This window comes from Pseudomonas sp. 86_A, assembly GCF_017491705.1.
GTDB lineage: Bacteria > Pseudomonadota > Gammaproteobacteria > Pseudomonadales > Pseudomonadaceae > Aquipseudomonas > Aquipseudomonas koreensis.
Window position 1 is genome coordinate 382,687 of record NZ_JAFGYS010000001.1, and the last position, 13,085, is coordinate 395,771.

17 protein-coding genes are annotated in these 13,085 nt (G+C 59.5%); 14 read left to right on the plus strand and 3 right to left on the minus strand.

Annotation, left to right across the window (positions count from 1 at the left end):
• Window positions 1–29: 29 nt before the first annotated feature.
• From J5M57_RS01845 to J5M57_RS01880, 8 genes are read left to right on the plus strand one after another with little or no spacing between them, the layout of a single operon-like run.
• Complete coding sequence (locus tag J5M57_RS01845; protein ID WP_207848892.1) at window positions 30–1,046, plus strand: phage protease; 1,017 nt, start codon at window positions 30–32, stop codon at window positions 1,044–1,046.
• An 11-nt stretch (window positions 1,047–1,057) separates the two neighbouring features.
• The gene (locus J5M57_RS01850; RefSeq protein WP_207848891.1) at window positions 1,058–1,426 is read left to right on the plus strand and encodes a head decoration protein; all 369 of its coding nucleotides are present in this window, start codon (window positions 1,058–1,060) and stop codon (window positions 1,424–1,426) included.
• Window positions 1,427–1,439: 13 nt separating this feature from the next.
• Complete coding sequence (locus J5M57_RS01855; RefSeq protein WP_207848890.1) at window positions 1,440–2,420, plus strand: major capsid protein; 981 nt, start codon at window positions 1,440–1,442, stop codon at window positions 2,418–2,420.
• A gap of 3 nt (window positions 2,421–2,423) precedes the next feature.
• Window positions 2,424–2,855: a DUF1320 domain-containing protein gene (locus tag J5M57_RS01860; protein ID WP_207848889.1), complete on the plus strand. Its 432-nt coding sequence runs from the start codon at window positions 2,424–2,426 to the stop codon at window positions 2,853–2,855.
• The gene (locus tag J5M57_RS01865) at window positions 2,855–3,343 is read left to right on the plus strand and encodes a Gp37 family protein (RefSeq protein WP_207848888.1); all 489 of its coding nucleotides are present in this window, start codon (window positions 2,855–2,857) and stop codon (window positions 3,341–3,343) included. The genes J5M57_RS01860 and J5M57_RS01865 overlap by 1 nt, the downstream gene beginning before the upstream one ends.
• On the plus strand, window positions 3,340–3,573 hold the full coding sequence (locus tag J5M57_RS01870) for a hypothetical protein (protein ID WP_207848887.1): 234 nt from the start codon (window positions 3,340–3,342) through the stop codon (window positions 3,571–3,573). The genes J5M57_RS01865 and J5M57_RS01870 overlap by 4 nt, the downstream gene beginning before the upstream one ends.
• A 6-nt stretch (window positions 3,574–3,579) precedes the next feature.
• Window positions 3,580–5,004, plus strand: coding sequence for a phage tail sheath subtilisin-like domain-containing protein (locus tag J5M57_RS01875; RefSeq protein WP_207848886.1), 1,425 nt, complete (start codon window positions 3,580–3,582; stop codon window positions 5,002–5,004).
• Window positions 5,004–5,528, plus strand: coding sequence for a phage major tail tube protein (locus tag J5M57_RS01880; RefSeq protein WP_207848885.1), 525 nt, complete (start codon window positions 5,004–5,006; stop codon window positions 5,526–5,528). Before J5M57_RS01875 ends, J5M57_RS01880 begins: the two co-directional genes overlap by 1 nt.
• Before the next feature lie 60 nt (window positions 5,529–5,588).
• Here the strand turns inward: J5M57_RS01880 and J5M57_RS01885 are convergent, their stop codons facing one another.
• The gene (locus J5M57_RS01885) at window positions 5,589–5,831 is read right to left on the minus strand and encodes a hypothetical protein (protein ID WP_207848884.1); all 243 of its coding nucleotides are present in this window, start codon (window positions 5,829–5,831) and stop codon (window positions 5,589–5,591) included.
• A gap of 183 nt (window positions 5,832–6,014) precedes the next feature.
• Here J5M57_RS01885 and J5M57_RS01890 point away from each other — a divergent pair, with 183 nt between their 5' ends.
• On the plus strand, window positions 6,015–6,329 hold the full coding sequence (locus tag J5M57_RS01890) for a phage tail assembly protein (protein ID WP_207848883.1): 315 nt from the start codon (window positions 6,015–6,017) through the stop codon (window positions 6,327–6,329).
• A 59-nt stretch (window positions 6,330–6,388) separates the two neighbouring features.
• Here the strand turns inward: J5M57_RS01890 and J5M57_RS01895 are convergent, their stop codons facing one another.
• Complete coding sequence (locus J5M57_RS01895) at window positions 6,389–6,655, minus strand: hypothetical protein (RefSeq protein ID WP_243435184.1); 267 nt, start codon at window positions 6,653–6,655, stop codon at window positions 6,389–6,391.
• A gap of 15 nt (window positions 6,656–6,670) precedes the next feature.
• Between J5M57_RS01895 and J5M57_RS01900 the strand changes: the two genes are divergently transcribed.
• The 5 genes from J5M57_RS01900 to J5M57_RS01920 are packed head-to-tail and all read left to right on the plus strand — an operon-like array spanning window position 6,671 to window position 12,018.
• Window positions 6,671–9,262 (plus strand): phage tail tape measure protein, encoded by a 2,592-nt coding sequence (locus tag J5M57_RS01900; protein ID WP_207848882.1) that lies wholly within the window; start codon window positions 6,671–6,673, stop codon window positions 9,260–9,262.
• Complete coding sequence (locus tag J5M57_RS01905) at window positions 9,262–10,143, plus strand: phage tail protein (protein ID WP_207848881.1); 882 nt, start codon at window positions 9,262–9,264, stop codon at window positions 10,141–10,143. The genes J5M57_RS01900 and J5M57_RS01905 overlap by 1 nt, the downstream gene beginning before the upstream one ends.
• Window positions 10,143–10,349 carry a tail protein X gene (locus J5M57_RS01910; protein WP_207848880.1) on the plus strand — a complete coding sequence of 69 codons (207 nt, stop codon included), beginning with the start codon at window positions 10,143–10,145 and terminating at the stop codon, window positions 10,347–10,349. The genes J5M57_RS01905 and J5M57_RS01910 overlap by 1 nt, the downstream gene beginning before the upstream one ends.
• Entirely contained in the window at window positions 10,337–11,449 is a 1,113-nt protein-coding gene (locus J5M57_RS01915; protein ID WP_207848879.1) for a late control protein D, read from the plus strand. The genes J5M57_RS01910 and J5M57_RS01915 overlap by 13 nt, the downstream gene beginning before the upstream one ends.
• A gap of 17 nt (window positions 11,450–11,466) precedes the next feature.
• Window positions 11,467–12,018: a phage baseplate assembly protein V gene (locus J5M57_RS01920; RefSeq protein ID WP_207848878.1), complete on the plus strand. Its 552-nt coding sequence runs from the start codon at window positions 11,467–11,469 to the stop codon at window positions 12,016–12,018.
• Here J5M57_RS01920 and J5M57_RS01925 read toward each other — a convergent pair.
• Window positions 12,015–13,013 carry an acyltransferase gene (locus J5M57_RS01925; RefSeq protein WP_207848877.1) on the minus strand — a complete coding sequence of 333 codons (999 nt, stop codon included), beginning with the start codon at window positions 13,011–13,013 and terminating at the stop codon, window positions 12,015–12,017. The two genes, J5M57_RS01920 and J5M57_RS01925, sit on opposite strands and share 4 nt — an antisense overlap.
• Window positions 13,014–13,085: the final 72 nt, after the last annotated feature.

The following is a 13,085-nucleotide window of genomic DNA, read 5'->3' on the forward strand; positions in this document are numbered from 1 at the left end:
TGCGCATCACCTCCACGCAGCGCACAGCCATGAAACCACTGCACATCTTCAAGCCCGGCAGTCATACCGCCATGAACGGCGCCCGAATCGACTTTAGCGAGTCTGATTTGGCCGCCACTGTAAGCGCGTATGACCCGGCCTTGCACGAAGCCCCGATGGTCATCGGACACCCGAAGCATGACGCCCCAGCGGCCGGCTGGGTGAAGTCGCTGGCCGTTACCCCAAGTGGCCTGGTCGCAGAACCGCAACAGGTCGACCCGGCCTTTGCCGAGCTGGTAGCCAAGGGCAGCTACAAGAAAATTTCCGCCTCGTTCTATCACCCCGATGCCGCCAACAACCCGGTGCCGGGCGTGTATTACCTGCGCCACGTCGGCTTCCTCGGCGCTCAGCCGCCGTCAGTAAAAGGCCTGCGCCCGATTGAGCTGGCCGACGCCGAGGAAGGCGTCGTCGAGTTTGGCGACTACGGCCACGAACTCAACTCGGACATGTGGCGCCGCCTGCGCGAATGGTTCATCGGCAAGTTCGACAAGGAAACCGCCGACCAAGTGGCCCCGTCGTGGGCCATTGAAAGCCTCGCCGAAATTGCCCGCCAGCCCGAACCGGGCGCTCAGCCCGCTTTCTCCGAACCCAACCAGCCCACAGAGGTAACCAGCATGTCCGACAAAGACCCAGCCGCCTTGGCTGCGGAAAACAAACGCCTGAAGGCCGACATCGCCAAGCGCGACAAGGATGCCCGCCAAGCCGCGCAGGACTCGATTCACGCCGCGAACGTTGAGTTCGCCGAGAGCCTGGTGAAGGCAGGCATGAAGCCGGTTCACGCCCCGGCGGTGATCGCGGCACTGGACTACGCCGAGGCCAGCGAAACACCGCTGGAGTTCGGCGAAGAGGACGCCCGCGAGCCGTTGGTCGACGGCTTGAAGGCGATCTTCGCTGACCTGGCCGGCGGCGTGAGCTTCGCCGAAATCGCCACCAAGCAGCGCGCCGGTAAGACCGTTCCCGAAACCAAAAACCCACTGCTGGCCGACGCCGAAGCCCGCAACAAATGATAGGAGGCCCCATGGCCACGTTTAACCAACCGAAAGATCCGGGCGATTTGCTGCTGGTCGAAGTCTGCCCCGGCTGGACGAAGGACAAGATCACGCTGCTGGGCGGGGCGAACTATGCGTTCGGCCAAGTGCTGGCGAAGGTGTCCGGTAAATACCAGGCGCTTGATTTTGCCGGCACCGGCGCGGCTAAAAAAACCGTGGCGGTGCTGATTGAAGCGGTGGACGCCACTGCCGGGGATAAGCCGGGCGTAGTGGTCTCGCGTGGCGCCGTCATTGAGTCCGCTGAACTGACCTGGCCGGCGAGCGTCACCGAAGCTCAGAAGGCTACCGCCCTCGATGAACTCAACGCCCTGGGCATCGTTGCCCGTGCGGCCCTCTGATCTGGAGTAGTCCATGAATCTGCAAGACATGTTCAGCGTCGCCAACCTCACCGCCGCCGTGAACAAGCTCCCCTCGATCCCCGGCAAAGTCGGCGCGATGGGGCTGTTCGATGAAAAAGGCGTCACCAGCACCAGCGTCATTATCGATGAGCGCGAGGGCCGCCTGGTGCTGGTGCCCAACACCTCACGCAATGATGACCCGGCCCCCATCAAGGGCAGCAAACGTAAACGCAAAACGTTCGAAACCCTGCACCTGCCGCTCAACCGGCCGATCCTGCCAAGCCAACTGCAGGGCGTTGCAGCGTTCGGCCAGGAGTCCGCCACCGCGCCGGTGGCGACGGTGATCAATGACAACCTGCAGGAGCTGAAAAACAGCATTGAAGCCACCCGTGAATTCCAGCGCGTGGGCGCACTGCGCGGAAAACTGCTGGACGCGGACGGCGAAGTCATCACCGACCTCTACAAAGAATTCGAAGTCAGTCAGAAGAAAATCACCGTGGCGCTGGGCAACGCCGGTACCAACGTGCGCAAAGCGTGCCTCGACGCCAAACGTTATTCCGAGTCCAAACTCGGCGGCGTGATGGTCACGGGTTTTCGCGCACTGTGCGGCCCGGATTGGTTCGATGCGATGATCGATCATGAAAAGGTCAAAGCCGCATTCGCTAACTACCAGGAGGCGCAGGATCGCCTCGGCGGCGATGTGCGCTCGGGCTTTACCTTCGGCGGCATCGAGTTCATCGAGTACGACGTCACCGTCAGCGGGCAGCGTTTCATTCCTGCCGACATTGCCCAGGTATTCCCGGTGGCCCGTGGCGTGTTCCGCATGTTCAACGCCCCGGCGAACTACAACGAAACCGTCAACACCATCGGCCAGCCGTTCTACAGCAAGGCCGAGGAACGGAAGATGGGCAAAGGCTGGGATCTGGAAGCCCAGGCTAACCCGTTGGCCATGTGCCTGTTCCCCGAGGCCCTGGTCGAGCTGAAGGCGGGCTAACCCATGCGCTACTGCACCCGCGCCGATATAGGCAATGCCATCCCGGAGATGACGCTGATTCAACTCTCCAACGATGACCCGGCCGCCATGTCGCCCAACGAAAACGTGATCGAGGACGGCGTGCGGCAGGCGGAAGAGTTGGTGGATGGCTACCTTCGGGGCCGCTACAACCTGCCGCTCGATCCGGTGCCGACCGTGCTGCGGGACGCAGTGGTGTATCTGGCGCGGCATTGGTTGTACCAGCGCCGCCCCGAGGGCGCGTTGCCCGATGCGGTGAAGGACAGCCGCAAAGACACCATCAAGTTGCTGGAAAGCATCCGGGACGGCGTGGTCACGCTGGGCATGCCCACAGGCCAAGCCGCGCCGGAGCCGGGCGAGATTCGCGTCCGGGTGCGCAAGCAGCAGTTCGATGCGGAAACGTGGGGGCGCTACTGATGGACGAAGCGCCGGCCAAAACCCAAACCGAGCAATTGATGGAGGCAATGCTTGAGCGTTTGCGGGCGGCCTTCAGCGAAGAGCTGATGGTCGAGCTGTTCCCCGAGAACCCGCTCCAGTACCGGTTGAATCACCCCCGAGGCGCGATTTTGTTGGCTTACGGCAGATCCAGCTTTGCTGGTTCGGAAAGCACGGATGCGGTGTTCCAGGCCCGAAGCATGACGGTTCGACTGACATTGGTATTCCGCCAACTGAACGGCAAGGACGGCGTCATTCCGTATCTCGACCGCATCCGAACCTGCCTTACCGGATGGCGCGCCCCACATTGCGACCAGGCGTGCCGCCCGGTTTTCGAACATTTCATCGGCCATATGAACGGCGTTTGGCAGTACGCCCAGGACTTCGCCACGCGCTCCACACAACTTCAATTCGTGGCCCCGGAGAGCGGGCCACTTTTGACCGAACCCCGATTTGAGGAAATGCAATGACCCTGTCCCGTTACCTCTACAAAGGCCCTCAGAGCGCCGCCACCCTCCGGGTTGGCGTACAGCGTGAGTTGTTGGAGGTGCAATTGTCGCCGGGCAAGTCCGTCAAGTTGCCGGCCGATCACGAATACACCCAGGTGCTGTTGGAACTCCAACATCTGGAACCGCTTGCGCCCGAAACGAAGGCCGCCGCCAAAGTTTCTCCCGCGCCTCAAAAAATCGAAAAGGAGTAAGGCCCGATGGCAGCCAACTATCTGCACGGTATCGAAACGCTGGAAGTCGAACGCGGCCCGCGCCCGATCAAGGTGGTCAAATCCGCCGTCATTGCCCTGGTCGGCACCGCGCCTACCGGGCCGGTCAATCAACTGATCCAATCTCTGAACGAGATTGACGGCGCCCAGTTCGGCTCGCACCTCCCCGGTTTCAGTATCCCGGAAGCCCTTGAAGGCATTTATGACTTTGGCGCCGGCACGGTGCTGGTCGTAAACGTTCTCGACCCCGCCATTCACCGCACCAGTGTCGTAGGCCAAGAGCGCTCGTTCAACGACAACGATCTCCTGCAGCTGGAACACGGCGCGATCCAAACACTGACGCTCAAGTCGCCCGAGGGCACGAACACCTACGCCAAAGACACCGACTACTCCATCGACATGTTGACCGGCCGGGTAAAGCGTTTGTCCACCGGCACGATACCGGTTAACGGCCCGGTCAAAGCTGATTACGCCTACGCAGACCCGAGCAAGGTCACGCCGGCCGATATCATCGGCAGCGTCACCCTCGCAGGGAAACGCACCGGTTTGAAGGCGTTTCAGGACAGCTACAACCTGCTGGGCTACTTCGGGAAAATCTTCATTGCGCCTGGCTTCAGCACCCTCAATTCGGTAAGCGTGGAACTGATCGCTTCCGCGACCCAGGTCGGCGGCGTTGCGTACATCGACGCCCCAATCGGAACCACCGTTCAGCAGGTCATCGCGGGGCGCGGGCCGTCCGGGACTATCAACTTCAACACCAGCAGCGACCGTGTGCGACTTTGCTATCCGCATGTGAAGGTGTACGACGCGGTAACCGATGGCACGCGGCTGCAACCGTTGTCGATCCGCGCCGCCGGTCTGCGGGCCAAGGTCGATAACGACAAGGGCTATTGGTGGAGCAGTTCCAACCAGGAGTTGATCGGCGTTATCGGGTTGGAGCGCCCACTCAGTGCGCGGATCGATGACCCGTCGAGCGATGTCAACCTGCTGAACGAAAACGGCATCACGACCGTTTTCAACTCCTTCGGAACCGGCCTGCGCCTGTGGGGCAACCGGACGGCGGCTTGGCCGACCGTGACCCACATGCGCAACTTCGAAAACGTCCGGCGAACCAAGGACGTCATCGATGAATCGATCCGCTACAGCTCCCTCCAGTTTGTCGACCAGCCCGTGACCACGTCGCTGACTACCAGCATCACCGAGAGCGTGAACCTGCTGTTTCGCAAACTGATCGGCGACGAGGCGCTGCTTGGCGGCGAGTGCTGGTATGACCCGGCCCGCAATCCGCAAACCGAGCTGGAACTGGGCCATGTGCTGTTCAGTTACAAGCTGGGCATTCCGTTGCCGTTCGAACGCGGCACTTTTGAAACCGAAATCACCGGGGAATACCTGGTCAACCTGGGGGCTCAGTAATGGCCGGCTTCAGCGCTCACCGCATCTCCAACGCCAACGTCTACCTCGACGGCGCAAGCTTCTTCGGCAAACTGGAAGAGGTCGACCTCGGCTCCATCAAAACCGTGACCAGCGACTTTCAGGGGCTTGGGATGGTCGGCCTGATCGAGCTGCCGGACGGCATCGACAAGCTGGAGGGCAAGTTCGTCTGGAACAGCCTGTATTACGAGGCGGCCAGTAAGCTTGTGACGCCGTTTAAAAGCGTCCAGTTGCAGTGCCGCAACAACGTCCAGGTGTTCAACAGCGCCGGCCTCGTTGAGGAGCTGCCGCTGGTTACCACGATGACCATCACCGGCAAGGAGTACCAGCTCGGGGGCCACAAGCCGCGAGATCCGACCAAGTACGAAACCCCGTTTTCGGCAACCTACGTGCGGCAGGTGCTGAATGGGCAGGAAATCGTATTGCTGGATTGGCTGGCCAATATCTTCAAGGTTGGCGGGCAGGATCAGTTGGCCAAGTACCGACAGAACATCGGGCAAGCTTAAGTGTAGAAACAAAGAAGGCCGCTTTTTAGCGGCCTTCTTCTTTTGTATCGATGCCCACAATCAATTCTTTATGCACTCGGGAAGCGCCTTGAAAAGCTCCATCCCTTTAAGAGTAACAACGTACTGATCCGCTCCGCGAATCAACCCCTCACTCCTTAGCCAATCAATGCAGTTGCGTTGATAACGTTGCTCCTCGACGCTTCGGGTGTCGCGCGCAACCCATTCGCCGTTGACCAACGTTTTGCTCGTAAGATTGAGGCCAATAGTTACTGGTTCGGGGCAGGCATCAATCAACTGGCGCATTATTTGATCTATCACTTCATTGAATTTGTTCGCATTCGACACTGTAGTAGTCCTTCTCAAAGTGTTTTTTGGGCGCAACCAAGGCCCGTTTCGATCCTCTCTTTAAAGTCGATTAAAAGCCAGCGTATTCATCGGTTGCCATCATCAGGGCTCCTAAAACATGGTTCTCCTGGAGCAATAAAAATGGCCGACGAACTCAGCTTCATCCTCAAATTCCCTGTCAAAAGCGGCGACGGCAACACGATCAAAAAATTGCCGATCAAGCGCCTGAAGCGCAAAGACATCACCGCCGCTCAAGCCGTTACGAAAGATGAAGGCGCGATGGAAGATTTGCTTATCGCAAAGATGCTGGGTGTCACTCTGGAAGATCTTGGCGAGTTCGATATTGCCGATTCGAAGTTAGCCACCGAGGTGTTGCGGGAAATGGCTAGCGGAGGAGACCTTGCTGGAGTCTTGGGACGAAGCACTGGTGCTGGTGCTGAGGTTCCAGCCGTCTGAAATCAGGCGGCTGGACATGGCGGAGTATTGGCGTTGGGTAGAGACCTGCAGGCGTGAGATCAACCGGCGGATCGAACTCGCCGATAAAGCGAACGGCCAATGAATGCGGCCAAGCCAACCGCCAGACCCGCCAACCAAGCGCCGCCCGCTGCGATAGGGGCGGCAACCGAAGCCAGTAATGGCAAGCCAATGCAGAACACGACAACCGCAGCCCACAGCGGCAGGTGAGCCAGGCAAAGCCAGGCGAGCCAGATCACACCGGCGCCGATGGCGAGTGCGTACAGAGTCTTGGCGGTGCGTAAAGCGGCTTTTTCAATCATGCCCATAGCGTAGCAAACTTTATGGCTAACGAAGTACTGGTTGGACTAAAGATCGGCGCGGTCGTGTCCGGCAGCCTCAGCGCGGCTTTTGGATCGGCGAAATCGACCGTTCAACAGCTTGGCCGGGCCACTGATGGCCTCTCCGCTAAGCAAAAACTCATCGGCACCGAACTGTCTGCCGCGCTTGCGAAGGGCGGCACGGGCATCGAGCGCCTTCGCCGGCAATATGACCAGGTCGGGCGTGCGATTGACCAGCTCAAAGTTAAACAGGATCGCCTCACCGCGAGCATCGCTCGGGGCGAATCTCTGAAAAACAAACGTGGGGATTTGCGCAGCCAGGCGCTGGAAGTAGCCGGCACGGGCGCAGCGCTTGGGGCGCCGATTGTTCAGTCGATGCGTACCGCCATCGACTTTCAAGACCAAACCCGCGATATCGCTATTACCGGCGGCTTTGACGAAGCCCAAGAGAAAGGCCTCAGCGATGTCATGCGCGGCGCCGCCATCAAGTGGAACCAGACTCAAACCGACGTGGCCAAGGGCACGGCCGTACTGATTGCCGGCGGCATTTCCAACGTCAAAGAGCTGGAAGCCTACGCCCCGGTGATGGCTAAAACGGCAACGGCTACGCGGGCAAGCATGAACGACCTCGGGTCGGTAGCCATCGCGCTGAATGACAATTTGAACATTGGCGCAGCCGGCCTTGAGCGCTCCATGAACATGCTGGCGTTCGCTGGTAAAAGTGGCCAATTCGAACTGGCGGACATGGCCAAGTGGCTGCCTCAACTGACGCCCCAGTTCGCCGCGTTGGGTATCACTGGCGAACGCGCAGTCGCTGAAATCGGCGCTTCCCTACAGATCGCCCGCCGGGGCGCCGGCACTAACGATGAGGCAGCCAACAACTTCAAGAACTTCCTTTCAAAGCTCACCGCGCCCGAGACGATCAAGGCTTTCGAAAAGGCCGGCATCGATCTGAAAAGTAGCATGAAGAACCTGGTCAGCGAGGGGCTTTCTCCCGCCGAGGCCATGATCAATATCTTGACCAAGCATTTGGGCACCAAGGGCCCGGCGGCAGCGGCGGCGTACAGCAAAGCGCTCGACATCAAGGATCAGAAAGAGCGCGAGACGGCACTGTCCCGGCTCGATGAAGCCTACAAACTCGGTGAATTGTTCGCCGATCAGCAGGTGCTGTCGTTTGTCCGTCCGGCGCTGGCCAACCAGAAGGATCTCGGCGGCATCAAACAGGGTAGTAAGGACGCGGCGGATAAAGGCGTGCTCGACCAGGATTGGGCGAAGCGCATGGGCAGCTCCAAGGAGCAGCTCAAAGAACTGCGCATCAACCTGTCTGACATTGGGATATCGGTCGGCAATGCGCTGTTGCCGGCGATTGTTGACGTGAGCCGGGAAGTTGTTCCCCTCATGCGCTCTTTCTCAGTATGGGCAAGCGAAAACCCTGCACTTATAAAAAGCGTTGTTGGCCTCGTCGGCGGGCTGCTACTTGGAAAAATGGCGATCATTGGCGTGGCGTATGGCGCCAACCTGGTAATGGCGCCATTCACCGCTATGACCACTACAGTGACCGCACTGTCTGCCAAGTGGACGTTACTGCGCGGGATGTGGGTGGCGGGCAAATTCACTCCATTGATCACGGGATTGGCTCGCGCCGGCAGCGGTTTTCTCAAGGTTGCCCGTTACAGCGGGTTATTCCTGCGCGGGTTGGGTATGGCCGTAGGCGCTCCGCTCATGATGTTTGCGCGCGCCGGTTTGTTCCTGGGCAAGATACTGGGCGGAACACTGTTGTTTGGATTGAAGCTCGCCGGCCAAGCCATTCTTTGGCTCGGCAGAGCGCTGCTGATGAACCCCATTGGCCTGGCAATCACCGGGATTGCCGTCGCGGCATATCTGATCTACCGCTACTGGGGGCCGATCAAGACCTTCGTCAGCGGCTTGTGGACTGAGATCAAGCAGGGTTTCAGCGGCGGGATTTCCGGTATCACGGCAACAATCGTCAACTTCTCGCCGGTCGGCCTGTTTTACCGCGCCTTCGCGGCGGTAATGAATTACTTCGGTTTCGAGTTGCCCGGCAAGTTTTCCGAATTTGGCGGGATGATCATCAGCGGCTTGATCAACGGCATCTCCAGCATGGCGGGTTCGCTGAAGGACACGGTGCTGGGGTTCGGGGACTCCATTCAAGGCTGGTTCACCGAGAAGCTCGGCATCCAATCGCCAAGCCGGGTATTCATTGGGTACGGCGCAAACATCAGTGAAGGCGCCGCCATCGGCATCAGTTCACAAGCCGGCCTGGTGCGCGAAGCCGCGCTTGGCATGGCGGCCCAGACCAATGTGGATATGTCGCCGCCTAATCCAACGTCTGTTTCCAGAGCCGGACTGATGGCTCCCTCTGGAGGCGGGCCACTGAATAGCGCAGCCGGCGGAGCCAGTGGGCAAATGCAATTTACGTTTGCGCCTCAAATCAACGTGCCAGCCGGCGCTGGTATGGATCAAATCAATCAGGGCTTGCAGGCCAGTTACGCCGAATGGACGCGGATGATGGAGCGTTTCCTGCGCGATAAACGCCGCCTCAGTTACGGCGCGTCAGATGAGGTAACCGTTTAATGTTCGCCATTTTGGGAGACATCGAATTCACCGTTTCAGGCGGCGTCACCGGGATGGATCAGAGCGGTTCAGCCGACTGGGCCGAGCATGCGCGCATTCAGGGCAAGCCGCTGCTGGAGTGGATTGGCGAGGGGCTGGATGAGTGCAACCTCACCATCGAGCTGCACCCGTTGCTGGGCGACCCCGAAGAGCGCCTGCGGGCGTTACGCCTTGCCAAGAGCAAGCATGAGCCTCTGGCCTTTGTGATGGGCAGCGGCGAATACCTTGGCCCCTACGTTATCGTCAACCTGAGTAACACGACCCGCCGCGCCACGGCTGTCGGTCAAATACAAGCCGCAACGGTGCAAATCAGCTTGAAGGAATACACCGGGGCGTTTACGCGGAAAGTTGCCCGGCCCGGCTTGCTCGATCCGGCGGTCACGGGCACACCCGCCGCCGGGGCGGGAACCCCCGGCTTACTCTCGCGCCTGATGCCGTCACCCAGTACGACGCAAATGGTGCTGGGCCACGCGAAAACCGCCGGCAATATCTTGAAAGCCGGCCAGAACCTGTACGAAACGGTCAAAAGCGGAAATCCCTCCATGATCCTTGGCCAGGTGCCCCAGTTGTTGGGCGTCACTGCCCGCGCCATCGAGCCCCTGCAGGGGCTGAAAGACATGGCGGGACTGCTCAACGATGGCGCCGATCTTTCGCGCCTCGGCGAAGACGTTCTCAGCGGGGTCATGGGCGCCAGATCGAGCCTCAACCCCGTAGACCTGGGCAACATCGTGGAACGTTTTTCCGCCTCCAAGGAGTCGCTCGATCAGGCGTTCACCAAGATGACCGGAGCCAGCGCTCGCCTTTCGGGGTTGGCCGCGCAAGTACTCACAAGGAGGGCTTGATGTTCATTCCGCATACCACAACCGAAGGCCAACGCTGGGATCAATTAGCGTGGCACTACTACGGCGATGCCCTCCGGTATATCCCGATCATCGAAGCAAACCCACACGTCCCGATTACAGCCGCGTTGCCCGCCGGTTTGACTCTGGCGATCCCGGTACTTGAGCCGGCGCCTTCTGCAGAGGATCTGCCCCCATGGATGCGATAAGCCCCGCTCAGGTTCCCGAGGCTCGTTTTGTGCTCACTTACCAACAGAGCAACATCACCAGAAATGTGAGCGTTCATTTGTTGTCGTTGACCTACTCAGATTTCCTGACTGGCCAGGCTGACAGCCTTTCGGTGGAACTGGAGGACTCTGAGGGCAAATGGCGTGATGCGTGGTATCCAGGTCACGGTGATACGTTGAGTTTGGCTATCGGTTGGGAGGGCCAATCACCACGAACGGTCGGCCGATTTGAGATTGACCGTGTCGAGCTAAGCGGCCCGCCGTTCACCGTGACTATCGACGGCCTGGCGACCGGCGTTAAAGCCTCCCTGCGAACCACGGAACACCGGGCCTACGAAAACACCACACTTGATGCCGTTGCCAAGCAGATCGCTGTCCGCCAAGGGTTGGAGCTCGTTGGCAGCATCGAGCCAATCAAACTCGACCGGCTTACTCAGCAAAACTCGGATCTGGAATTTCTACGGGATCTCGCTGGGGAATACGACTACGCCTTCAAAGTAACGGGGCCGCGCCTGGTCTTTCACGCGATCAGTGAGCTGGCCAAGGCAGCGCCCGTCGCCACCTTCAGCCTTGGGGATCTGAGCCGCATCAGTTTGCAAGACCAGATCAAGGACATCCCGCAGGCCGCTGAGGTCAAGCACAAAGACCCCGCGAAAAAGAAGCTGGTGGCCTACAAAATGGAAAACGGCGAAACCGTTGCGGTACCCAGCAGCGTGAGCAAAAGCACCACCAGCGGCGATACCAAAAAAAGCCGCAAGCGCAGCGCTTCCGAGGAAGAGGCCAAAGCGAAGGCCAAAGCGGAGCTGGCCAAGGCGAACCGCGAAAGAACTACCGGCAGTTGGTCGTCCATGGGGCGGCCCAACCTGTTCAGCGGTAACGTCGTAACCCTGATTGCCGCCGGCATGTTGGGCGGCAACTACCTTATCAACTCATCGCAGCACCGAATGACCAGGAGCGGCGGCTACACCGTAGAGCCGTCAACCTGCCGCGTGTCGGCGCCCTCAATCGGGCTGACGGCGGACAAGATCAAGCCGGATCTCGCGCTGTCGACTTACGGCATTCAGCACGAAACAGTGGCATGACCAATGGGGAGCAAATAATGGGCGTCGAGCTGGAATACGGCGAAGTCAGCAAAGTTGATTACCTGACCTGCCGGATACGCGTTCGGCTGGATGCCCGCGACGGCGTTGAAAGCTACTGGTTGAACGTTCCGCAGCGTAATACCCAGGGAACGAAGCGCCGCCCCTTGATGCCTGAGCCGGGGGAGCAAGTCGCGGTATTGCTGGACTCGGATGGCGTAGGCGGCGTGTACCTCGGCGGCGTCTACTCAACCGAGGAACCGCCCCCAGTTACGGACGAAGACACGGACTATGTCCGTTTCAGTGACGGGACGACCGTCACCTATAACCGCGCCGCGCATGTCATGTCGTTGGCGTGTGTCGGGCAAACCAAGCTCGTCTGCGACAAAAATCTCGACGTTCAATGCGGCATGCCGGTGACCGTCAAGGCCCCGCTGGTGACTCTGGATAGCCCCGACATTAAAGCGACCGGCAATTTCACGATTGCCGGCAATCTGGATGTAGGAGGCAACGTCAAGGCCGTGGGTTCAGTCCTCGACGGCGGCGGCAACTCCAACCATCACACGCATTAAACCGCTGTTTCGCTGCCCCGCACTTGACCCACGCCAAACTTTGCACCGGCCCGAAGCGCATGCCGAAGCTTCAAGGCCGGCTGCTCAACGCAGTAGTACGAAACGCCGCTTAGCAGGAACGACAGAACCAGCACCGTTGCAACGATGTGCCCATCGTAGGCAACCGGCCAGAAAGCGCGCAGGAAGTACATCACCACAAAGTGATTCAGGAACACGCCGTAACTGATGTTCCCGAGGAACTCGTCAACCCGGTGGAATTTGAGTTTCGTCAGCAAGTACACGGCCGGTATGCCCAGCGCTATGCCAGCGGTCACCTCGGCATTGAAAGGCCGGCGTTCGATCAACCCCGCCATGATTGCCACGAAAACCGCTGCCGCCGCCAAAGCGGTGCCCGCAGCGATCGCTAGGCCCTTCGCCTGGGGTTTGTACAGGTAGCTGCCGCACAGGAACATGAACAAGACGCCCGGCAGTAAGCGGTAGCCGTACAGATCGGTATTTATGAAGCCAAGACATGCGGCCATGAACACGGCAACGGACAAGATAAAGGCAACGCCACGCGCCTTGTAGATGATCAGGAAAGGGATCACCAGGTAGAAGCACATCTCAAGCCCAAGCGACCAAGCCGGAGGCAAGATTTCTTGCCCGGCGGCCCCAAACATGTAGAACCCGAGCGGCACCATCGGCAGGCTTGCGGCGATATTTCTCAGCGTCAACTCGGCCGCTTGAGGCGTGCCGGGCAGCAGGAAATAGATCACGGCGCAGGAGACGGCGAAGTAGAAAAGGAACTGAGGATAAAGGCGCAAGGCCCTGTCCAGGTAGAACAGGCCGACTTTCTCCGGCGCCTTGTAGTTGCGCTCGATCAGCGAAGTCATGACGAAACCGCTGATGATCAGAAAAGAAATCACGGCAACCACTCCGGGGTTTAGCCCCAAGAACGTTTTGCCCATATGAGAAACGGCCACAAGAACGGCCAACAGCAGACGATAAGCTCCCACTCAACCCCCAAACGTCCTTGTAGTTATGGCGCGTAAATTACGATGCTTTGCGCCAAGAGAACAGGCTTTTCC